This is a genomic window from Sphingomonas sp. 179-A 2A2 NHS, from assembly GCF_045371305.1.
Lineage (GTDB): Bacteria > Pseudomonadota > Alphaproteobacteria > Sphingomonadales > Sphingomonadaceae > Sphingomonas.
Map to the genome: position 1 here is coordinate 409,835 of NZ_JBIQDE010000001.1, position 21,233 is coordinate 431,067.

Consider the following 21,233-nt stretch of genomic DNA (forward strand, 5'->3'; position numbering starts at 1 on the left):
GCAGGGGCAGAGCGGTTCAGCGCGGCAGGGAGATGTTTATGGCCGCTGCCGACACGCAAACTCTGCTTCTGATCGAAGCATCGCTCGCCTCGACCATGCGGGTGGAAAGCCGCGACGGCGACAAGATCGGCCATGTCTCCGCCTTCATGGTCAACAAGCGCAGCGGGCGCACGACCCATGCGGTGCTCAGCCTCGGCGGCTTCCTGGGCGTTGGCAAAAGCTATTACCCGCTGCCCTTCTCGCTGCTGCAGTTCGATCCGGTGCGCGACCAATATGTCGTGACGATCGACCGCCGCCTGCTGGAAGGCGGCCCGAGCTGGGCGAACAACGCGCCACACTTCGACCAGGCCTATGCCGATCGCGTCGCCAGTTACTATGGCGTCACCGGCGAGGATCTGTCGCTGGGCTGACCCCTGAAGACAGTGGCGGCGCGGCGAGCGGCTAGCGCCGCTTCGCCATCCTGATCGCCTGCTGCTTGCCGAAGCGCGTCTTGCGCGTGCCCGGCTTGCCTTCGTTGCTGCGGCCCATCAGCGGCGCCTTGTGCTCCTGCACCGGCAGGCCAAGCTCCTCCTGCTCCAACGCACGGATCTCGTCGCGCAGGCGGCCGGCTTCCTCGAACTCGAGGTCTGACGCGGCCTTGCGCATCTTCTTCTCGAGTTCCTCGATATAGGCGCGCAGATTGTGGCCCACCATGTGCGGCCGTTCCTCGTCGCCCGTATCGATCAGCACGCTGTCCTGGTTCGATACGTGCGCGATGATGTCGCCGATGTTGCGCTTGATCGTGGTCGGCGTGATGCCGTGCTCTCGGTTGTACGCCTCCTGCTTCTCGCGGCGGCGCGCGGTTTCGTTCATCGCCCGCTCCATCGAGCCGGTGATACGATCGGCGTAGAGGATCACGCGCCCGTCGACGTTGCGCGCCGCGCGGCCGATCGTCTGGATCAGCGAGGTCTCGGAGCGCAGGAAGCCTTCCTTGTCGGCATCCATGATGCACACGAGGCCGCATTCGGGGATGTCGAGGCCCTCGCGCAGCAGGTTGATGCCGATCAGCACGTCGTACACGCCGAGCCGCAGGTCCCGGATCAGCTCGATACGCTCCAGCGTCTCGACGTCGGAGTGCATGTAGCGGACCTTCACGCCCGCCTCGTGCATATATTCGGTCAGGTCCTCCGCCATCCGCTTGGTCAGCGTGGTGACGAGCGTGCGATAGCCGAGCTCCGCGGTCTTGCGGCACTCGACGATGCAATCCTGCACCTGTTCCTCGACCGGGCGAATCTCGACCGGCGGATCGATGAGGCCGGTCGGGCGGATGACCTGTTCGGCAAAGGCGCCGCCGGTCTGCTCCATCTCCCAGCCGCCCGGCGTCGCCGAGACACTGACGGTCTGCGGGCGCATGGCGTCCCATTCGTTGAAGCGCAGCGGGCGGTTGTCGATACAGCTCGGCAGGCGGAAGCCGTATTCGGCCAGCGTGATCTTCCGACGATGGTCGCCGCGCGCCATTGCGCCGATCTGCGGGATCGTCTGGTGGCTCTCGTCGACGAACAAGAGCGCGTTCTCGGGCAGATATTCGAACAGCGTGGGCGGTGGCTCGCCCGGCAGGCGGCCGGTGAGGAAGCGGCTGTAATTCTCGATGCCGTTGCAGCTGCCGGTGGCGGCGATCATCTCCAGATCGAAATTGGTGCGCTGCTCCAGCCGCTGATGCTCGAGCAGCTTGCCCTCCGCCTCCAGCTCCTTCAGCCGCTCCGCCAACTCGTGGCGGATCGCCTCGGTCGCCTGCTTCATCGTCGGCCCGGGGGTGACATAGTGCGAGTTCGCATAGACCCGCACCGAGTTCATGCTCGCCGCCTTCTTGCCCGTCAGCGGGTCGAACTCGACGATCTCCTCGATCTCGTCACCGAAGAAGCTGATCCGCCACGCTGCATCCTCGAGGTGCGACGGGAAGATCTCCAGATTGTCGCCCTTCACGCGGAAATTGCCGCGCTGGAAGGCCGCATCGTTGCGTTTGTACTGGAGCGCGACGAGCTTCCTCACGATCTCGCGCTGATCGACCGTCTGGCCCTTCTTCAGGTCGAAGATCATCGCCGAGTACGTCTCGACCGACCCGATGCCGTAGAGGCACGAGACAGAGGCGACGATCAGCACATCGTCGCGCTCCAGCAGCGAGCGGGTGGCCGAGTGGCGCATCCGGTCGATCGCCTCGTTCACCGAGCTTTCCTTCTCGATGTACGTGTCCGACCGGGGAACGTACGCCTCGGGCTGATAATAATCGTAGTAGCTGACGAAATACTCGACGGCATTCTCGGGGAAGAAGCTCTTGAACTCCCCATAGAGCTGCGCCGCCAGGATCTTGTTCGGCGCGAGGATCAGCGCGGGGCGCTGCAATTCCTCGATCACCTTGGCCATGGTGAAGGTCTTGCCCGATCCGGTGACGCCAAGCAGCACCTGGTCCTTCTCGCCCTGCCGCGCCGTATCCACCAGTTCGCGGATCGCGGTCGGCTGGTCGCCGGCGGGCTGGTAATCCGAGACAAGCTTGAACCGGCGGCCGCCCTCGACCTTTGCTGGGCGGTTGGGGCGGTGTGGCACGAACGCCGCGTCTGTCTGAGGTTCGTCGAGGGTCGTGCGGATCTGGATCGCCATGTGGAGAATATGGGGTGGAACAGGTGCGAACGGAAGGTGGCACTGCGAAGCCGCTTCACCACGCCGCGCGGCTGGCTATGGTGCGCGCAAACAACGGGGGATTCGCATGCGCCGCACCTTTATCGCCGCTCTTCTGGCCGCAGCTGCCACGCCGGTCGCCGCAGCGCCCGATTACCAGGCGCAGGTGAAGGCGGATTACGATCGCGATCTCGGCAAGCTGTGGGATCAGTTCCACCGCAATCCGGAGCTCTCCTTCCGCGAGACGAAGACGGCGGCGATCATGGCGGCGGAACTGCGCAAGGTGCCGGGCATGCAGGTGACCGAGAAGGTCGGGCAGACGGGCGTCGTCGGCGTGCTGAAGAACGGCGCGGGGCCAGTCGTGCTGGTGCGGGCGGACATGGACGGGCTGCCGGTTGAGGAAAAATCCGGTCTGCCCAATGCCTCGAAAGTGCGCCAGGTGGGCGTGGATGGCATCGAAACGCCGGTAATGCACGCCTGTGGGCATGACACGCACATCGTTGCACTGATTGCGACGGCGCGCCGCCTCGCAGCGATGAAGGACCGGTGGAACGGCACCGTCGTCTTCATCGCCCAGCCGGCCGAGGAGCGCGTCGGCGGCGCCAAGGCGATGATCGCGGATGGCCTGTTCACGCGCTTCCCCAAGCCCGAGTACGCGCTCGCCTTCCACGTCGCCGCAGCGATGGAGACGGGCAAGGTCGCGGCCGGCGAGACGATCCAATATTCATCGTCGGATTCGGTCGACATCACGATCCCCGGCGTCGGCGCGCATGGCGCGAGCCCGCACATGGGCAAGGACCCGGTCTACATGGCCTCCCAGCTCGTCATCGCGCTGCAGGGCCTCGTCAGCCGCGAGCGCGGGCCGCTGGCGCCGGGCGTCATCACCGTCGGCTCGTTCCATTCCGGGCTGAAGCACAACATCATTTCCGACGAGGCGAAACTGCAAGTGACGGTGCGCGCCAATGACGAAGCGACGCGCGCGCAGCTTCTCGCCGGGATCAAGCGGGTCGCCGCAGGGATCGGAGCGCTGAACGGCATGCCGGCGGACAAGATGCCCGTGGTGACGGTGAGCGAAGGCACGCCGACGACGATCAACGACACACCGCTCGCCAAGCGGCTGAACGCAGTGATGGTCGAGACGATGGGCGCCGACAATGTCGTGCCGTTCGAGCAGATGGGCATGGGGGCGGAGGACTTCGCCTATTACGTGCAGCCCGACACCGGCGTGAAAGGCTATTTCTTCGCGGTAGGCGGCACGCCCCGCGCGGCATTCGAGGCGGAGAAGAACGGCGGCCCCGCCGTCCCGTCGCACCATTCGCCGCTGTTCAAGATCACGCCGGAACCCGTTGTCGTCACCGGCGCGACAGCGATGACCGCCGCGGTGCTCGACCTGCTGAAGCCGGGCGCGACGCCCACGCCGGCGGCGGCGCAGTGATGCGCGCGCTGCTCATCCTGCCGGTGCTGCTGGCGGCCGGCTGCGACGTCACGCCGGATGCGGGGGACGTCGAGCGCGTCCGCCGCGGGACCGAGGCGGTGAAGGCTGAGCTGAAGCAGCCCGAAACCGCGCAATTCAAGAGCGTCGAGGCCTATGGCGATGCTGTCTGCGGCGAGGTCAATGCGAGTCTCGGGATGGGCCGCACCGGCTACGAACGGTTCATCGTGAAGGACGGCAAGGTGACGCTGGCGTCGCAGCTGCCGACCGACGCCGCGATGGACGATCGCTGGGCTGCCGACTGCCGTCGCTGAAGCGGCGCGCGGCGCTACTGCAGCGCCTGGACCGCGGGGGTGGATAGCGCCGGGGCGATCCGAGCCTCGTCCAGCCGCGCCGGCGCCGCATAGGGCGGCACCTCAACCGGTGTGCCAAACCCGGCGGGGGCGAAGCGGCCAGCCTCCACGCCGGTCGCGCGGAGCAGCGCGGCGAGCATGCGCGGCGGGGTGTCGCGTGCCTCGTAGCTGAGGCGGAACGTGCCCCAATGGATCGGGATTGCGTGCGACGCGCCCAGCCGGTTGAACACGCGCACCGCATCCGCCGGGCCGATGTGACTACCCGACCCCATCTGGCCGGGCGCGAAGCGGAACGCCCCGATCGGGATCAGCGCCAGCCGGACGGGCCCGAGCGCTGCGGCCTCTGCCGGCCAGCGCCCGTCGCCAAGCCCGGTATCGCCGGCGAAGAAGAGATTGCCGCCCGGCAGCCGAACGGTGAAGGCGGACCACAAGGCGCGGTTGCGATCGGTGAACCAGCGGCTGCCCCAATGGTGGTTGCGCACCACCGCCACCTCGACATTCGGGCGGATGCGGACCCGCTGCCCCCAATCGAGCGCCGTCGCCTTCACCCCCGCCTGGCCGATCACGCTGTCGTTGCCGAGGCTGGTGACAATCGCCGGCCGATCACGCTCCCACAGGCGCCTGAGCGTTCCCTTGTCGAGATGGTCGTAATGATTGTGGCTGACGAGGACGAGATCGATCGGCGGCAGATCCTCGAAGCGGATGCCGGGCGCCGCCACGCGGCGCGGGCCGAAGCCGAACGGGCCGGCGGTGTCCGACCAGACAGGATCGGTCAGGATGTTCAGCCCCTGCGTCTGCACCAGCACGCTGGCGTGGCCGACCCAGGTGGCGACCATGCGATCGCCGGCAACGCGTGTCGCCGGCCGCGTTGGCGTGACCGGCACCGATGCCGGCCAGGCGGGGCGACCGTCGCTCCCCGTCAGGAAGCGCAGCAGGAAGCCTTCGCGGCTGCCGCCGGTCGGCGGACGGGCAGTATCGGCGTCATTGTCAGGATTGAAGAAGCGGGCGCCGTTGAAATGGTCGGTGACCGGGCCTTCGTAATAGATGCGATCGAGGAAGCGCGGCACGATCGCGATGGCGAGCCCCAGGCCCACGCACAGGAACAACAGCGCCGTTCCCGCCACCTTCAGGATCGCACCCAAACCGATTCCCCTCCTCATCCCTGATCCACCCGCGTCACGACCGTCCTTTACCGCGGGCCGAAGCGCTGCCAACGCGCGGGCGGGCCGATCGGCGCATCGGGCGGATCATTAACCCCGATTTGGCAATACCGCGGTAACCACGCAGGTCTATGGCAGGCACGATGACGACGATGCTGGACTGCGACGATGTCGAGCGCCTGTGGCACCCGGTCCATGCCTCGATCGTCAGCGGCTTGCCTCCGGCGATCGACGAGGTTGCCGAATCCGCCCCTCCCAGCCACGCCTTCCTGCGCCGCGCCTGGTATGCCGCCGCGCTCGCGGCCTATGGCGGCGAGGCGCGCACGCTGACGGTTCAACGCGACGACCGGGCGGTACTGGCGCTGCCGATCGTGCCGGTCGGCCCGCGGGCGCTGCGCGGCGCGGCGGTGCCCGGCTGCTACTGGCCGTTTCGCGGCTTCCCGCAGGCCGAGGATGCGGGGCCGGACGTGGCAACCGCAGCGATCGCCGCGCTCGGCCGGCGAGTGCGCGCGCTGCGCATCGGCCCGGTCTATGATGGCGATGTCGCAGTGACGCCGCTCATCGACGCGGCGCGCGCCAGCGGCTGGACGGTGCTTGCCCGGCCGATCGCCACCAGCTTCCTGCTCGACATGGCGGCGGCGCAGGCGGAGGGCACCTGGCCGCGCAATTCGACGCTGCGCAAGAATCGCTTCCACGAGAAGCACCTCGCCGAACATGGCGCCTTGGGCTGGCATTTCCTGTCAGGCAGCGACTGGCCGGGCGCGTTCGACGATCTTGCCGCCGTCGAGTGGAGCAGCTGGATCGCTGCGCGCACCGACGGTCGCGACGCGAAGTTCACCCGCACCGGGCATGGCGCCTTCTGGCGCGCGGCGGCGGCGGACCCGGTGCTCGCCACGATGTTCCGCGCCGCGCTGCTCACCGTCGACGACCGCCCCGCTGCCTTCTCGTTCGATATCGATTGCGGCTCGCTGAAATATGCGATCGCCAACAGCTACGATCCGGCCTTCGCCAAGCATTCGCCCGGCAAGCTGCTGTATTACCGCAACCTCGTCGAGGCGCTGGGACGCGGCATCACGACCGTTGACTGGGGCGCGGGTGACAGCGGGTACAAGCGCACCATCGGTGCGGCGGAGGGGCCTGCGATCCGCGACTGGCTGCTGCTGCGCCCCGGGCTTCCCGCGGCGTTTGCCCCGGCGATCAGGCAGGTCTGGCGGGGCCGGTAAGGATCGCCTCGACCGCGTCGATCATCCCCTCGGTCGCGACCGGTTCGCCCCAATAAGGGTGATCGGGCCCTGCCCCGGCATCGCGCGCCGCCTCGCGCGCCGCCAGCAGCGTGCGCAGCGACAGGCCGGCGAACAACAGCCGCTGGTTCACCAGCGCATGCGGCAAGTGCGACAGCAGGCGATGGAAGTGCGAGACGCAGCGCACATAGCCTTCGGAATGCTCGCCGCCCGCCCATTGATCGAACATCTGGCGCCGCTCGGTCTGCATGCTGGTCATGAAGCGGAAATAGGTTTCACCCTCGCCCGTCTCGCCGGACAGTTCGGCATTGGCAACGACCAGGGCGCGCACCACGTCCCGCAGCGACAGCTCGCCCTTTGCTTCCGCGTCGTCCAGCATCCGCATGCGGATCTGGTCGATGATGTCAGCGCCTTCGACCACCAGTTCGCGCAGCAGATCGTCCTTGCTGCCGAAATAATAATGGACCGCGGCGGCGTTGCGCTGGCCGGCGGCCTCCACGATCTCGCGCATGCCCACCGCAGCGATGCCGCGCTCGGCGAACAGGCGGCGCGCGGCGCGCTTCAGTTCGTTGCGGGTGGTGCCACCGCGGCCGGCGGATTGGGGACGGGCAAGGTTCATGCGGCGGCAGCATCGGGCAAGCGGGCGTCCGGTTCAAGTCACATGGCTTAGATTGACGCTTGCCCCCTCGCCCTTATGGTAATTCGCACGACTTAAAAGAGCGGGGAGCGGACCATGGCAGCACTGGCGCACGACCGGGAGGCATGGCGCGAGCTGATCGATCTGGGCACGCTCGCGCGCTGGATGGACGGCCAGGGCCTCGGCACCGGGGCGCCGATCGAGAATGCCGATACGCTTGGCGGCGGCACGCAGAACATCCTGCTGCGCTTTGATCGTGCCGGCCGCACCTATGTCATGCGTCGCCCGCCGCGCCGCCCGCGCCCGGAAAGCGACGAGGTGATGCGCCGCGAGATGAAGGTCCTGTCCGCGATCGCCGGATCGGACGTGCCGCACCCCGGCTTCATCGCCGGCGAGGGCGATCCCGCGGTGCTCGGAACCGCCTTTTACCTGATGGAGCCGATCGACGGGTTCAACGCGACGGTCGGCCTGCCGCCGCTTCATGCCGGCAGCGCGGACGTGCGCCGGCAGATGGGCGAGGCGATCGTCGACGGCGCGATCGCCCTGTCGCGGATCGATCCGCATGAGGCGGGGCTCGACGACCTCGGCAAGCTCGACGGGTGGCTCGAACGCCAGGTGCCGCGCTGGCGCGCGCAGCTCGACGGCTATGCCAAGTTCGAGGGCTGGACCGGGCTGGAGGCGCTGCCGGACGTGGAGGCGATCTGCACCTGGCTGGAGGCGAACCGTCCGACGACGATGCAGCCCGGCCTGATTCACGGCGACTATCACCTGTCGAACGTCATGTACCGGCCGGATTCGCCCGCGCTGGCGGCGATCGTCGACTGGGAACTGGCGAGCCGCGGCGATCCGATGCTCGATCTCGGCTGGCTCACCGCCACCTGGCGCGATCCGGACGAGGAGAACCAGCGGGTGTCGGTGACGCCGTGGGATGGGTTCCCGAGCCTGGGCGAGATCGTCGACCGCTATCTTGCCGCCACCGGGCGGAGCGCGGCGGATGCGCGGTGGTACAGCGTCCTCGCCCCGTTCAAGCTGGGCGCGATCCTGGAGGGAAGCCATGCGCGCGCCTGCGCCGGCCTGACGCCCAAGCCGATCGGCGACGCGCTCCACGCTCACACCATCTCGCTGTTCGAACGCGCGCTGCGCCGGATCGACAAGCCGCTGCTGTGACCGCCGGAGGATCGGCGGGTTACTTGCCGGCCGCCAGCCGTTCCTCGGTCAGCGACAATGCCGATCGCGTGCCGGCTTCCTTCGGCACGTCGGTGGCGAAATAGACGACGCCGGTGCCGCCGGCGCGATCGACCCACAGGCCGGATTGCAGGCCGTAGGCCTCGCCGGCGTGGCCGATGCGCATGCGGCCGTCGCCGACCGGATCGTCGCGGCACATCGGCAGCGGCGTCGCGGTGAAACTTACCGCCAGGCCATAGCGGCAGTTGAAGCCACCGGGCTGAACGCCGCTTTCCGCCTCCTCGTTCTGCACGCCGTTGCGGCCGTCGAACGTCCATTCCGGCGTCGCCAGCACCGCCATCGAGGCAGGTGTCAGCAGCCGCACGCCATCCACGGCGCCGTCGTTCAGCAGCAGCCGGCCGATCGTGGCCAGCCCGCGCATCGAGATGCGCAGGCCGCCTTGCGGCGAGAACATCGCGCCGTTCACGCCCGGCCGCCACGTCGCCAGATCGCACGATCCATCGCGCGCCGGGGTGACGGGGCAGCCGGCGATGAACGCCGGCTCGTCGCGCACCGCCTTGCCCTGGTCGTACAGCACCACCGCCCGAGCCTTCGCCGCCGGGCTGCATCCTGCCCAGTTGAAGCACGCATCGAGCTTCAGCGGCGCCAGCACCAGCCGCTGCATCAGCCGGTCGAACCGCTCACCAGTCGCGCGCTCCATCACCGCGGCGACCACCGGGAAGTTGAAATTGGTGTAGCGGAAGAAGGTGCCAGGCGCGTGGGCGGCATCCCAGGCCCGCGGATCGCGCACCTTCTGCTCCAGCACATCGTCGAGCGGCAGCACGTAATCCGCTGCATCCGTCAGGCTGGAGCGGTGCGACAGCAGCAGGCGCAATGTGATCGGCACATCGGGAAAGGCGGGGTTGCGCAGCCGCCAGCCGAGCCGGTCCGACACGTCGGCATCGAGATCGAGCAGGCCCTGCTCCACCAGCCGCATCACGCCAATCGCCGTCACCAGCTTGGAGATCGACGCAACGCGTACCGGATCGTCCGCGGTTACCGCGCGGCCGGTCTCGCGGTTCGCGAGGCCAGTGACGGCAACCGCCGTCTCGCCGCGCCGGTCGAACGCCACGCGCACCGTCGCGATCGGAGCCGCAGCCTGGGTCGCGGCCGCAGCGGCAAGGGCGAGGAGGATCAGAACTTCGTCTCCACGCTGATCGTGAACGACCGGCCGCGCGGGTCGGCAACGCGCGGCTCCCACGAACTGCCGGCGCCGGTGTTGCCATCATAAGTGATGGCGAACGGTGGATCCTTATCGAACAGGTTCTTCACGCCCAGCGTCAGCCGGTATCCGGGGATCCCGGTCCAGGCGACGGCGGCATTGTAGATGACGTAATCGTCGACGCGCGGGTTGAAGCCCGGCCGCGTGATCGCGCCCGATGCGATGCCGGGCAGCGCCTGGTTCTTGTAGCCGTGGCGGAAGATCTGCGTCAGCGAGACGAGGAAATCGTCGTTCTGGAAGCTGACGAAGGCATTGTGCTTCCAGCGCAGGCTCAGGTCGCCAGCGAAGGTGAAGACGCCGATCTGGCTCGGGCCATAGTCCGCGGTGGGCGTCAGCTTCTCGCGCCGTTTCAGCAGATACGTGCCGTCGAGCCCGGCGAGGAACCGGCCGCCCGCTGCCTCGACGCCGCCGCGCAGCGCCACCTCAAGGCCCTGCGTGCGGCGCGATCCGGCGTTCAGCCAGCGATTGTCGATGATCTCGATCTCGCCAGTCGCATCGCGAATGAACGCGTCCGGGAACAGCGCGGCATTCTCCACCAGCTGGCGCAGCGTCAGTACCTGGATCGTGTTGTCGACGTTGATCACCCACCAGTCGACCGAGGCGCTGAACATCGGCGCCGGCTGGATCACCACGCCAAGGTTGAACTGCTCCGCCGTCTCCGGGCCGAGATCGCGCCGGCCGCCGGTGTAGATCGCCGGGCGGATGATCGCGCAGGCGGGGTTGGTGGTGTTGGGGACGCCGCCGGGGCAGCGCACCGGATCGGCCAAGTCACTGCCCGAATAAGGCGAATCGGTGATGCCGTTGAAGATCTGGTTGAACGACGGCACGCGGAAGCTGGTGTTGTACGATCCGCGGAACATGATCGCGTCGATCGGCTGGAAACGGAACGAGACCTTCGGGTTCGTCGTGGTGCCAAAGCCAGTGTAATCGTCGACGCGCACCGCGCCGGTGATGTCGATCATGTCACCCAGCGGCACCAGCAGCTCGGCATAAGCCGCCTTCACGTCGCGGTTCACGCGATCGAGCGCGTTGATATTGTCGAACGCGGCGTTGAAGATCACCGGCGCGGTGGCGATCGCGGCGGGCGAGCCGTTGAACGAATAGGTTTCGCGGCGATAATCCGCGCCTACCGCCAGCTGAACGTCCCGGCCCCAGATGCTGAACAGGTCACCCGCGACGGAGGCGTCGAACTGCCGGATCTCGTACTTGCCGCCGTAGAGCGTCACGCCCCGCGCCGAGACGGCGTCGAGCGCGGCAAGCCCGGCGGCGCTCTGGTTCAGCGTGAAGGGATTGATGAGGCCGCTGTTCAGCACGCCGACGAGGCCCGGCGCACTTGCCCCCGGCGCGGTCGGCGCATTGGGATCGATCGCGCCGTTCCCCAGCGTGCCACGATAATGATAGCCGGTGCCGAGCACGGACGACGCCTCGCTCTTCGCGTAGGACGCGCCGGCGTGATAATCCCAGCTGCCGAACAAGGGCCCTTCTGCCGCGGCATAGACGCGCAGCGTATCGACGTCGGTTTCGTACTCGCGCACGTCGCAGGCGATGCAGCGCCAGCGATAGCCGATCGGCTTGCCGTAATTGGCGGCAATCGCCGGGAATTGCGCAGCGATCGCGTTGAACACCTGATTGTAGGTGTCGCGGGTCAGATCGTTGAGCGGGAAAGCGACGGGCAGCGCGGCGGTCGCACTGGTCGTGTTCCCGCTGATCTGGTTGTTCGAGAAGCTCTTGGCGGATTTGGCGCTCGACCCTGACACTTCGAGTGAGAGTTCATGCTCGCCGCCCAGCCGCGCGGCGGCGCGGGCGTAATAGGTCAGCGTCTCGATCGGCTGCTGGATCACCGCGGCGCGACCGGTATCCCAGGAACAAGCGTAGCGCGCCGAGGGCACGTTCCACAGCTGCTCGTCATAGGCCATGCCGCCGTCGACCGAGCCGCATCCGGCCCCGCCCGGCAGATCGAGCGGATTGATGCCGCCGTTGGCCAGCTGCGTCGTGCCGGGGAACACCAGCCCCGGCAGCACGGTCGCGCCCGTCGTCCCGCCGAGCAACGTGCCGCCCGGGAAGAACGCGCCACTCGGGTTCAGCGGGAAGGCGGTGGCGATCGGCGTGCCGCGCGTGTCGACCGAAAGCCCGCGCTCCGGCTGGTTGCCGTTGACGAAGGCCCGGTCACGCCCGCGCAGAATCTGGTTCCACGAATAGGACACAGAGCCCATCACGTTGAAGCCCTGGTCGTCTAGGTCGCCCCAACCGGCGATGCCTGACAGGCGATAGATGTTGCCGTTGCCCTGCTCGGTCACATCGGTGAAGCCCTGCAGGCCGAGGCCCTTATATTCCTTGTAGGTGATGAAGTTGATCACGCCGCCGACCGCATCGGTGCCGTAGATCGCGGAGGCGCCGTCCTTCAGTACCTCGACGCGCTCGATCGCCGCAAAAGGCACCTGGTTCACGTCAACCGCGCCGCCCGTCAGGCCGTGCGCGGCGAGGCGCCGCCCGTTCAGCAGCACCAGCGTTCCCGCCGACCCCTGCCCGCGCAGGTTCGCCGCTGACAGCCCGTTGGTGCCGCGTTGCGCGCCCGAGGTAACGTCGCCGTTCGAGGCGAGATTGTCCGCGCCGGTGCCGTTGGTCGACAGGAAGTTGATCAGCTGTTCGGGATTGCTGATCGAATTGCGGCCAAGCTCCTGCGTGGTGATGATCTGCAGCGGGAGCGCGCTTCGGTTCGGATCCTGGCGGATGCGCGATCCGGTGACGAGGATGTCGCCGCCGCCCTCGGCCTGGCCGCTTGAGGAGGCATCCGTCGCCGGCGTGGCCGCGCCGGTGGGGGTGGCGGCTTCCGGCGTACCCCCGGTCGTCACCTGCGCGATCGCGGCCCCCGGCAGCATCGCCGCCAGCGCCACGCCGGACGCAAGGATCGCCTGAAGTGCGGAACGCTTGACCATTATTCCCCCCGTCGGCCGCTCCCCCAGCGGCGCTGGGCGCATAGCAACGAAATTGTCATCCATCGGCAAGGAGAATTTGCGCAGCCGCAGCATTTTCGCGCGTCCGGCGCCAGCAGCACACCCGGAGCATTGACGACGCCCGCATCGCCGCCAACAACCAACGCGCCCATGCACGCTGCCGCGCCCGTCATCATCCAGCCCCCGGGCCGCACAGCGGCGATCGCGCTGTTCGGCCTGCTCGGCTTTTCCGCGGGCCTGCCCTTCTACATGTTCTCCACCGTGCTGGCGCTTCGCCTTCAGGCGCATGGCGTCGGGCTGGTGGTGATCGGCTTCTTTGCCTGGATCACGCTACTGCCGACGATGAAGTTCCTGTGGGCGCCGGTGCTCGATCGCCTGGCCGTGCCGGGCTTTGCGCGCTTCTGGGGGCAGCGGCGAAGCTGGCTGATGCTCTCGCAGCTCGGCATCACCGCCTCGCTCATCGGCATGGCGCTGACGAGCGACGACGCCAGCCTGCCGCTGACCGCGCTGCTCGCCACCCTGCTCGCCTTCTGGACGACGACGCTGGAGGTCGCGTCCGACGCGTGGCGCATCATCCTTTATCCCAGCAAGGAGGATCAGGGCCCGGTCGTTGCCGCGACCGTCTGGGGCTATCGCACCGCGATGGTGGCAGCGGGCAGCGGCGCGCTGATCGTAGCGGACGGCCAGGGCTGGACGGCGGCGTATTTGCTGATCGCCATTGCGGCCTTCGCCCCCTTTCCGCTGCTCTCCGCCATGCCGCCCGAGCCGGGCTGCGGCGGCGGGCGCGTGGTTGCGCTGGCGACCGGCGTCGCGGCGAGCATGGCGATCCTGCTCGCCGTCGCGGCGGCGACGGCCACGATCGGCTGGATCCTGCTGTCCGGCGCCGAGGCGCTGGGCATCAATGCGGGCAGCAACGTGACGCCCGTCGTGCTGGGCCTGTGCCTCCTGCCCTTCGTCGTGCTGGCGCTCGCATTGCCCTACATCCGCCGCGCGCCGGCCGACGCCCCGGTCCGTCGCTCACCGGCGATCGGGCCCTATGTCGACATCTTCTGGCGTTACGGAACCGGTGTCCTCGCGCTGCTCGCGCTCGTCTCGCTCTATCGCATGGGGGACGTGTTGGCGCTCACCCTGTCGAAGCCGCTGGTCGCCTCGCTCGGCTATTCGCTGACCGCGATCGGCATGGCCGATGGCGGCGTGGCGCTGGCGGCGAGCATGGCGGGCGTGGGCGTCGGCGGGTGGATGGCAGCGCGCTGGCCGATGGGGCGGACGCTGGCGATCGGCGCAATCCTCGCCGGGCTGGGCAACTGGAGCTTCGTGTGGCTGGCGCATCGCCCGCCCGACAGCACGGCGCTGTATCTCGCCACCTTCGCCGACCAGTTCGGCAACGGGTTCGCGGGCGCGGTGTTCGTCGTCTATCTCTCGCTGATGGTGAACCCGCGATATCCGGGCGCGCAATATGCGTTTCTCTCGGGCTTCGCCTTCCTGTTGCCGCGGCTGCTGGCCGGTGCATCGGGATCGATGGTGGCGCGCTTCGGCTATGATGCCTTCTTCCTGCTGTCCGGCGCCTTGAGCTTGGCCGCCTTGCCGCTCCTCCCCTTCGTGATGCGGCTCCGCCCGCGCGCGGCGGACGCGTGATCGAGGGCATCGCCGCCCGCGCCTTCGCGCCCGCCGCCGCCGCGGTGGCGGACGGCCGGCTGCCCGGCGCTGCCCTGGGGATCGTGACACGCGACGGCGCGCGCGCCGTCGTCTTCGCTGGCCATGCCGCGCTGGTCCCGGACCCGGAGGTGCTGACGCGCGACCATTGGTTCGATCTCGCCTCGCTGACGAAGGTGATCGCGACGACACCGATGATCCTGTCGCTCGCGCGGCGCGGCGTGATCGACATCAATGCGCCGCTCACCACCGCGATTCCCGACCTCAGGCAATATGACGTGGACGGCGCGCTCGAACGCCGCCTCACCTTCCGCGATTGCCTCGCCCACCGCACGCATCTGCCCGCTGTGGAGCCGATCTACACTTATGGCGACGACTCCGCCCGGCTGCGCGCCTTCGTCCTGCAGCGCGAGTGGCGCGCCGGCCCGCCGGTCTATTCCGATATCAACTTCATCCTATTGGGGATTGCGATCGAGCGGCTGACCGGCGCCCCGCTCGACGCCTGGCCGCTTGGCCCCGGCCTTGGCTATCGCCCGCTCGGCCCCGCCGTCGCGACCGAGGCGTGCACCTGGCGCGGCCGCATGCTGAAGGGCGAGGTGCATGACGAGAATGCCTTCGCGCTCGGCGGTGCGGCGGGCCACGCGGGCCTGTTCGGCACGATCGATGGCGTGCTCGATTTCGCTGCCGCGACGCTCACCGATCCGCCCCGCGAGATCCTGGACGAAGCGGCGAACCACCGCAGTTGCGGCTGGGAGCTACGCCATCCGGGATGGTCCGGCGGCATGGCATGCGCACCGGGCACGATCGGCCACACCGGCTTCACCGGGACGGGCTTGTGGATCGACGTCTCTCGCGGCCTCGCCTGGACGTTGTTGACGAACCGCGTCCACCCAACGCGCCACCGCGACAGCGGTATCTTCGAGATCCGCCCGGCAACCGGCGAGGCAGTTATTGCCGCGTTCGACGCCCCCGCCCGTTCGTCCTGAACCTGTCGAAGGGCGTGCCGCCAGGCGCGCCGCTCAGTTCGCCGCCGCCACCTCAACCAGCGCCGCGTCGATCACCGCGGTCGCGCTCGCGTCCGCCGGCATGTCATTGGCATAGGCCGCGAACACCAGAGTCGCGCCGCTTTTGGCGGTCATATAGCCGGCCAGTGCATTGGCCGCGTTGAGCGTCCCGGTCTTGGCCCACAAACGGCCCTCCAGCGGCGTGCCGCGGAAGCGCCCGCGCAACGTGCCGTCCACGCCCGCCACCGGCAGCGTCGCGCGGAACTGCGCGCCCCACGGCCGCCCCGCCGCCCAGCGCAGCAGCGTGACCATCGCGCGCGGGCTGACACGATTGTAGCTCGACATGCCGGAGCCGTCGGCAAGATCCCAGCCGGTCCGCGGCACGCCGGCCTTGACCGCCACCGCCTCCACGCCGGCCAGCCCCGATGCGACCGATGCGACCGATGCGCCGCCACGCGCCGCGCCGATGCGGCGCAGCAACAGCTCGGCATGCAGGTTCTGGCTCATCTTGTTGGTGAGCGTGACGTCCGGCAGCAGCGGCGGGGGCACTAGCCGCGCGAGCGGCGCGGGCGGCGGCCCCCGCATCACCACCGCACCTGCCCGGTCGCTCGCGCCGGGCAGGCGATGCCGCGTGCCAATCGTGCCACTCACGCGCACGCCGCGGTCGCGCAGCAGCGCGGCAAAGCGCCACGCCGCGCGATGCGCCGGATCATCGATCCCGCCGCGCGCCTGTGCCGGCGGGGCATCCGCAGCGATCGAGCCGGTCAGCCGCAGCGCACGGCTGTTCGGTGCGCGTTCCAGTGACAGCGACGTCCTACTGCCGGCCACCGTCACCGCGCGATTGTCGATCGTGTAATAGCCATCGTCCGCCACGCGCGGCGCGGTCCCTACCCGCGTCGGCGTCACCACCAACACCGCCTCGTTATCGTCCAGCGTCAGCGCCGACGCGGCGGTACCCGATCGGCTGGGGATGTTGTTCCAGCTCATCCCCTCGCTCCACCGTTCGTCGGCAAAAGCGCTGTCGTCGCCGATCACGTCGCGAACGTGGCGCGTCTTGGCCGCCACCGCATCGGCCAGCGTCTTCAGGCAATTCGCGGCGCAATCTGGCGCACTCGACAGGCGCGCGTCGCCATGGCCGCTGAGCACCACGTCCTGCCCCTCGAGCCGGACCGACGCTCCGCCGGCCGCGTCCGGCGCGCTCAGGTCCAGCGTCTCGAAGGCGGCAATGGTGGTGAAGAGCTTGGTGTTCGACGCCGGCACGAAGCGCTCGTCGGCGCGAATGGCGACGACCTCCCGCCCGTTGAGCGTCGCCACCACCAGCCCGATCCGGGTTCCCGGCGGTGCCTCGATCAGTGGCTCAGCGGCGCTCACGGCCAGTAGCGCGATCGAGGCGGCCAGCCGCCTCATGCCAGCGGGCTTGCGCGATAGACGTTCTGGTCCAGCTCACCCTCCAGCCGCGCCACCGTGGTGGCAACGGCGAGGTTCGCGCTTGCGCTCGGCACCGTGCGCGTCATGTCGAGCAGCCGGTCGAACGGCAGCACAAAGCCCACCACGAGCGCAGTCTGCTCCGGGGCGACGCCGACCGCGGACAGCACGGCGGCGAGCATGAACAGCGAAGCGGAAGGCACCGGCGCCGTGCCGAACGCCGCCAGCGACCCGGTCAGCAGCATGATCGCCAGCACCGCAGGCGTGATCGGCACGCCCAGCGCCTGGAGCGCGAAGACGCTGAGCAGACCGACGTACATCGCCGTCCCGTCCTTGCCGATCGTCGCGCCGAGCGGCAGCACGGTGGAATAGATGCTCCGCCCGATGCCAAGGTTCGCGCCCGCCACCCGCATCGCGACGGGCAAAGTCGCGGAGCTCGAGGCGGTGGAGAAAGCGACGGCAAGCGCATCGACGATGCCGCGGAAGAACGGCAGCACCGGCACCCGCGCAATCAGCCGCAGCAGCAGCGAGTGAACGATCGCGAGCTGGATCAGCGAGCCCGCGACCACCGCGAGCGCCAGCCACCCGACCTGCACGAACACGGCCGCGCCGTGCTGCGCCACCGCATTGGCGATCAGCGCGAAGACGCCGAACGGCGCCGCCTCCATCACCAGGCTGACAATGCGCAGCAGCACGGCCGACAGCGACTGGAGCAGCCCGGCGAACGGCCGCCCCGCTTCCCCCGAAAGCACGGTGCCGACGCCAACCAGGATCGCGACGAAGATCAGCGCCAGCATGTCGCCCTTGGCCAGCGCCTCGACGATATTGACGGGAATGATCCCGATCAGTTGCTCGTACGGCGTCACCGGCGGCCCGAGCGCATGCGGCGCGGCATTGCCGAGCGGCGCGCCGACGCCCGGACGGATCACCAGCGCGACCGCCATGCCGACCGAGACCGCGATCGCGGTCGTCGCCGCGAACAGCCCGATCGTCCGCCCGCCGAGCGCTCCCAGCCGCCGCGGATCGGCGAGCGTCGTGATCCCCGCGGCGATCGTCACCAGCACGATCGGCGCAACGAGCATGCGGATCGCCCGCACGAACAGATCACCGAGGAACGCGACATAGGGCGCTGCGCCGGGCGCCACGATGGCCAGCAGCACGCCGAGCGCCAGCCCGCCCAGCACACGCTGCCACAAGGGGATGCCGAACCAGCCGCGCATCAGGGGCAACTGCCCGGCGACGGCACATGGCGGATCGCCTGGCCCGCTGCGATGCCCGTCGCGCGGCCATGGTCGACCGCAACACGACCATTCACCACCACAGTGCGCACGCCGGCGGCGAGCTTCGTCGGCGAAGCATAGGTGGCGCGGTCGGCATAGCGGCGCGGATCGAAGACGACGATGTCGGCGCGCTTGCCGCTCGCGAGCCGCCCGCGATCCGCAAGGTCAAGCGTGTCCGCCGGCAGCGCCGTGCTGCGATCGATGAACGCGCGCAGGTCGATCACCCCCTGCCGGCGCACGTAAGCGGCGTATTTGCGTGCGAAGCTGCCGAAGACGCGCGGGTGGCCCGGCGACGCGTCGGACCCCGTCATCACCCACGGCTGGCGCATGAAAGCGGCGATGTCGCCTTCGTCCATGTTGAAGGAGACGGTCGCCGGATCGCGCTTGCGGATGACGATAATCGCTGCCGCGACAGGGTCGCCGCGTCCGGCGATTTGCGCCAGCGTCCTCCCTGCTTCATCGCCTTCGGTCACCAGCAGCTTAGCCGCGCCCCCTCGCCGGACGAGATTGGCTCTCATCTCGCGCCGCAGGCGATCGGCCACGGTCGGATCGTTGAAGCGCCGCAGCAGCGCCGCGCGCCCGCCATCCTGCGCCCAGCCCGGTACGAGCGCCGCGACGAGGCTCGTGCCCGACGCTTCATACGGATACTGATCGGCCGACACCCGCACGCCGGCGCGTTGCGCCGCCGTAATTTGCGCGATCACCGCCGGCGCCTTGCCCCAGGTATCGCGCCCCAGCGCCTTGATATGGCTGATGTTCACCGGCAGCCGCGCATCGCGCCCGATCGCCAGCGCTTCCGCCACCGCCGCCTCCAGGCCGATCGAATAGGAGGATTCGTCGCGCAGATGCGTGTCGTAGATGCCGCCGCGCTTGCCTGCCTCAACCGCAAGCGCCGTCACCTCGTCGGTCCTGGCAAAGCGCTGCGGGGCGTAGAACAGCCCGGTCGAGAGCCCCAGCGCGCCCTGGCACATGGCCGCGGCAACGAGCCCGCGCATCGTTGCGAGTTCACCCGCTGTCGGCGCCCGAGCCGCCCCACCGATCACCTGCCGGCGGACCGCGCCGAAGCCGACATGCGCCGCGACGTTGACGCCGATGTTTTGCATCGCGCCCAGCGTCTGCGCGACGGCCGGGCTGCCGGCGCCATCGTTGCCGATGACGATCGTGGTCACCCCCTGCATCAGGAACGGCAGGGCGAGCCGGGTCCGTGCGTCGGGCGAAGACAGCAGCGTGTCGCCATGGGTGTGCGGATCGATGAAGCCGGGCGCGACGATCATGCCGCGGGCATCGATGGTGCGTGCGGCACGCAGCGGCAGCCACTGGCCGACCGCGACGATCCGGTCGCCGCGCACCGCCACATCCCCGACGTACGGATCGGCGCCGCCGCGATAGACCGTGCCGCCGCGGATCAGCAGGTCCACGCTGGGCGGCTGTGCCGCGCCCGGCAACAGGCAGGCGATCGCCGCAAGCGTCAGCCGGCCCAGCCGTGTCGATCGTTCCCCCATCCCGGCCTTGGTACAGCAATGCTGCACGCTGCAAAGAGGCAGGCGATGCGCGTCGATGAGGAAGCGGCTCCCGGACAAGGGAGCGGGCGCCCGTCAGATCGGGCGCCGGATCAGGCGTTGGCCGCCTGCGGCTGGGCAAGCCGGCGCGCGCGCGCCTTCGCCGTCAGCACGATATGCCCGCGCTTCTCCTGCACCCAGCCCTGCCGCGTCAGCGCATCCAGCGTGTACTGGCAATCGCCACGCGAAATCATGAGATGGGGCCCGGCGCAACGTGCCGACCCCAATATGCGTTCGAGCAGCTCAGCGGTAAGCCAAGCGCCATCGTCTTGCTGACCCAATGCGACCCCCCACGGGTTCTACGGCATCGTTGGTGGATGGCCGTAGAGGGCGCTGATTCTTGCTTTGCGTCAAGCGATTCGATGGCCTTGAGTGACCATCCGGGCGGAATCCTCGGCGAAGCGTTTCGCCATGTCGCCGGAAGTCCCCATTAGGCCGCCAGCTGCACCGCCGGCGCACTGCCCGATTGCAGCCAAGTCGCACATTCCGGGCCCAATTCTGCCCTTGCACGCGACTCGTAATGCAAGCTTTCGTTAACTGTCAGCACGTCGCGCCAGCGGCCGTTGGTACCCTTGTTGAGGAAGGATCTGGGCCCGTCCTTCCAGATCGCACCGTGCAGCGGCACCATCGTCTCGCCGTGCTGCCGCATCCAGTCAAAGGTGCAATGTTCGACCTGGGCCGGGAAGCGGTTTTCGTCGATCGGAATGTCGAGGAAGTCCGCCACGCGCCGCATCTCGCCGGCGAGGTCGCGCTTCAGATCGTCGAAGTGCAGCATCAGCACATTGGGCAGGTGCCGGATCGCCCACCAGCTGCGCACGTTCTCCCATAAGGACCAGAATGGCGCGCCATCTGCGGCGAACCAATGCCGCCAGAAAACGTGCACGTCGTCACCCGCGGGCGGCAGCGGCGGGCCGACCCGGCCGGGCGCGTCGTTGATCATCGCAAGCGCTTCGGGCGTGAAGGAGCGATGATGATTGAACAGGCTCCACACCACATCGCGCCCGTCGCGCCCGACGTAGATGTATTTGGCGCGCGGCGAGAAGACGAGCGCGTCGACCGGCAGATGGGTCTTGATGAACCGCCGATTGGTCTGCGCCTCCAGCATCGGCAGCAGCACGTCACGCCCCGGCACGCGCAGGTCCAGCCACGGCGACAGGTCCGCCACCGGAAAACTGGGATCCCCGCCCGACAGCAACTGGCCGACGATTTGCTGCGTCCAGGTGGTGCCTGATTTGGCGTAGGTCGCGATGACGATGTCGTCATCTCGAAAGACGAAGTCGTTCCAGATCGTCGAATCGAAATGATGATTGTGCAACTCCCGGGTTTTCACCGGGATCGGGCAAGCATTGGTCATCGTGGAACATCCCGTTCTTGGATGCCTTCCGACTAACGCTTCCCGATCCCGCGCGTCAAAACCTGCCGCGTTGCACGTGAAAT

The 21,233-nt window shown here is 68.6% G+C and carries 17 protein-coding genes; 7 read left to right on the plus strand and 10 right to left on the minus strand.

Annotated elements, in window-relative coordinates; translation table 11 throughout:
• Positions 1-38 precede the first annotated feature (38 nt).
• On the plus strand, positions 39-410 hold the full coding sequence (locus ACH0AE_RS01920; protein ID WP_294445020.1) for a PRC-barrel domain-containing protein: 372 nt from the start codon (positions 39-41) through the stop codon (positions 408-410).
• Between the two features lie 31 nt (positions 411-441).
• Here ACH0AE_RS01920 and uvrB read toward each other — a convergent pair whose 3' ends face one another.
• Positions 442-2,634 carry an excinuclease ABC subunit UvrB gene (uvrB, locus tag ACH0AE_RS01925; protein ID WP_406875400.1) on the minus strand — a complete coding sequence of 731 codons (2,193 nt, stop codon included), beginning with the start codon at positions 2,632-2,634 and terminating at the stop codon, positions 442-444.
• A 106-nt stretch (positions 2,635-2,740) separates the two neighbouring features.
• Here uvrB and ACH0AE_RS01930 point away from each other — a divergent pair, with 106 nt between their 5' ends.
• Both ACH0AE_RS01930 and ACH0AE_RS01935 read left to right on the plus strand, forming a co-directional pair.
• Positions 2,741-4,087, plus strand: a complete 1,347-nt coding sequence (locus ACH0AE_RS01930) for a M20 family metallopeptidase (protein WP_294443330.1) — start codon at positions 2,741-2,743, stop codon at positions 4,085-4,087.
• A complete protein-coding gene (locus ACH0AE_RS01935; protein WP_294443331.1) occupies positions 4,087-4,398 on the plus strand; it encodes a hypothetical protein in 312 nt (103 codons plus the stop codon). The genes ACH0AE_RS01930 and ACH0AE_RS01935 overlap by 1 nt, the downstream gene beginning before the upstream one ends.
• 14 nt (positions 4,399-4,412) lie before the next feature.
• Here ACH0AE_RS01935 and ACH0AE_RS01940 read toward each other — a convergent pair whose 3' ends face one another.
• A complete protein-coding gene (locus ACH0AE_RS01940) occupies positions 4,413-5,597 on the minus strand; it encodes an MBL fold metallo-hydrolase (protein ID WP_294443332.1) in 1,185 nt (394 codons plus the stop codon).
• Between the two features lie 143 nt (positions 5,598-5,740).
• Between ACH0AE_RS01940 and ACH0AE_RS01945 the strand changes: the two genes are divergently transcribed.
• The gene (locus tag ACH0AE_RS01945; RefSeq protein ID WP_294443334.1) at positions 5,741-6,820 is read left to right on the plus strand and encodes a GNAT family N-acetyltransferase; all 1,080 of its coding nucleotides are present in this window, start codon (positions 5,741-5,743) and stop codon (positions 6,818-6,820) included.
• Here ACH0AE_RS01945 and ACH0AE_RS01950 read toward each other — a convergent pair.
• The gene (locus ACH0AE_RS01950; protein ID WP_294443335.1) at positions 6,795-7,457 is read right to left on the minus strand and encodes a TetR/AcrR family transcriptional regulator; all 663 of its coding nucleotides are present in this window, start codon (positions 7,455-7,457) and stop codon (positions 6,795-6,797) included. The two genes, ACH0AE_RS01945 and ACH0AE_RS01950, sit on opposite strands and share 26 nt — an antisense overlap.
• Positions 7,458-7,571: 114 nt before the next feature.
• Between ACH0AE_RS01950 and ACH0AE_RS01955 the strand changes: the two genes are divergently transcribed.
• Positions 7,572-8,642: a phosphotransferase family protein gene (locus ACH0AE_RS01955; RefSeq protein WP_294443336.1), complete on the plus strand. Its 1,071-nt coding sequence runs from the start codon at positions 7,572-7,574 to the stop codon at positions 8,640-8,642.
• A 19-nt stretch (positions 8,643-8,661) separates the two neighbouring features.
• Here the strand turns inward: ACH0AE_RS01955 and ACH0AE_RS01960 are convergent, their stop codons facing one another.
• Positions 8,662-9,900: a serine hydrolase gene (locus tag ACH0AE_RS01960; RefSeq protein WP_294443337.1), complete on the minus strand. Its 1,239-nt coding sequence runs from the start codon at positions 9,898-9,900 to the stop codon at positions 8,662-8,664.
• Complete coding sequence (locus tag ACH0AE_RS01965; protein WP_294443338.1) at positions 9,834-12,857, minus strand: TonB-dependent receptor domain-containing protein; 3,024 nt, start codon at positions 12,855-12,857, stop codon at positions 9,834-9,836. Before ACH0AE_RS01965 ends, ACH0AE_RS01960 begins: the two co-directional genes overlap by 67 nt.
• 168 nt (positions 12,858-13,025) lie before the next feature.
• Between ACH0AE_RS01965 and ACH0AE_RS01970 the strand changes: the two genes are divergently transcribed.
• Together ACH0AE_RS01970 and ACH0AE_RS01975 are read left to right on the plus strand one after the other, a co-directional pair.
• Positions 13,026-14,510 (plus strand): permease, encoded by a 1,485-nt coding sequence (locus ACH0AE_RS01970; protein WP_294443339.1) that lies wholly within the window; start codon positions 13,026-13,028, stop codon positions 14,508-14,510.
• Positions 14,507-15,514, plus strand: a complete 1,008-nt coding sequence (locus tag ACH0AE_RS01975) for a serine hydrolase (protein WP_294443340.1) — start codon at positions 14,507-14,509, stop codon at positions 15,512-15,514. The genes ACH0AE_RS01970 and ACH0AE_RS01975 overlap by 4 nt, the downstream gene beginning before the upstream one ends.
• Positions 15,515-15,547: 33 nt before the next feature.
• On the opposite strand, the gene dacB is transcribed toward ACH0AE_RS01975, so the two are convergent.
• The 5 genes from dacB to ACH0AE_RS02000 all read right to left on the minus strand — a co-directional run bounded on the left by dacB (position 15,548) and on the right by ACH0AE_RS02000 (position 21,150).
• The gene (gene dacB, locus ACH0AE_RS01980) at positions 15,548-16,939 is read right to left on the minus strand and encodes a D-alanyl-D-alanine carboxypeptidase/D-alanyl-D-alanine-endopeptidase (RefSeq protein ID WP_294443341.1); all 1,392 of its coding nucleotides are present in this window, start codon (positions 16,937-16,939) and stop codon (positions 15,548-15,550) included.
• A complete protein-coding gene (locus ACH0AE_RS01985) occupies positions 16,936-18,177 on the minus strand; it encodes a dicarboxylate/amino acid:cation symporter (RefSeq protein WP_406875401.1) in 1,242 nt (413 codons plus the stop codon). Before ACH0AE_RS01985 ends, dacB begins: the two co-directional genes overlap by 4 nt.
• Positions 18,177-19,817 (minus strand): amidohydrolase family protein, encoded by a 1,641-nt coding sequence (locus ACH0AE_RS01990; protein ID WP_406875402.1) that lies wholly within the window; start codon positions 19,815-19,817, stop codon positions 18,177-18,179. The genes ACH0AE_RS01985 and ACH0AE_RS01990 overlap by 1 nt, the downstream gene beginning before the upstream one ends.
• A gap of 32 nt (positions 19,818-19,849) precedes the next feature.
• Complete coding sequence (locus ACH0AE_RS01995) at positions 19,850-19,990, minus strand: hypothetical protein (RefSeq protein ID WP_294443346.1); 141 nt, start codon at positions 19,988-19,990, stop codon at positions 19,850-19,852.
• A 236-nt stretch (positions 19,991-20,226) separates the two neighbouring features.
• The gene (locus ACH0AE_RS02000) at positions 20,227-21,150 is read right to left on the minus strand and encodes a sulfotransferase domain-containing protein (protein ID WP_294443347.1); all 924 of its coding nucleotides are present in this window, start codon (positions 21,148-21,150) and stop codon (positions 20,227-20,229) included.
• Positions 21,151-21,233: the final 83 nt, after the last annotated feature.

Coding starts and splice junctions, on each gene's coding strand:
- ACH0AE_RS01920 (WP_294445020.1), top strand. CDS start 39: ATGGCCGCTGCCGACACGCAAACTCTGCTTCTGATCGAAGCATCGCTC.
- uvrB (WP_406875400.1), bottom strand. CDS start 2,634: ATGGCGATCCAGATCCGCACGACCCTCGACGAACCTCAGACAGACGCG.
- ACH0AE_RS01930 (WP_294443330.1), top strand. CDS start 2,741: ATGCGCCGCACCTTTATCGCCGCTCTTCTGGCCGCAGCTGCCACGCCG.
- ACH0AE_RS01935 (WP_294443331.1), top strand. CDS start 4,087: ATGCGCGCGCTGCTCATCCTGCCGGTGCTGCTGGCGGCCGGCTGCGAC.
- ACH0AE_RS01940 (WP_294443332.1), bottom strand. CDS start 5,597: ATGAGGAGGGGAATCGGTTTGGGTGCGATCCTGAAGGTGGCGGGAACG.
- ACH0AE_RS01945 (WP_294443334.1), top strand. CDS start 5,741: ATGACGACGATGCTGGACTGCGACGATGTCGAGCGCCTGTGGCACCCG.
- ACH0AE_RS01950 (WP_294443335.1), bottom strand. CDS start 7,457: ATGAACCTTGCCCGTCCCCAATCCGCCGGCCGCGGTGGCACCACCCGC.
- ACH0AE_RS01955 (WP_294443336.1), top strand. CDS start 7,572: ATGGCAGCACTGGCGCACGACCGGGAGGCATGGCGCGAGCTGATCGAT.
- ACH0AE_RS01965 (WP_294443338.1), bottom strand. CDS start 12,857: ATGGTCAAGCGTTCCGCACTTCAGGCGATCCTTGCGTCCGGCGTGGCG.
- ACH0AE_RS01970 (WP_294443339.1), top strand. CDS start 13,026: ATGCACGCTGCCGCGCCCGTCATCATCCAGCCCCCGGGCCGCACAGCG.
- dacB (WP_294443341.1), bottom strand. CDS start 16,939: ATGAGGCGGCTGGCCGCCTCGATCGCGCTACTGGCCGTGAGCGCCGCT.
- ACH0AE_RS01985 (WP_406875401.1), bottom strand. CDS start 18,177: ATGCGCGGCTGGTTCGGCATCCCCTTGTGGCAGCGTGTGCTGGGCGGG.
- ACH0AE_RS01995 (WP_294443346.1), bottom strand. CDS start 19,990: ATGATTTCGCGTGGCGATTGCCAGTACACGCTGGATGCGCTGACGCGG.
- ACH0AE_RS02000 (WP_294443347.1), bottom strand. CDS start 21,150: ATGACCAATGCTTGCCCGATCCCGGTGAAAACCCGGGAGTTGCACAAT.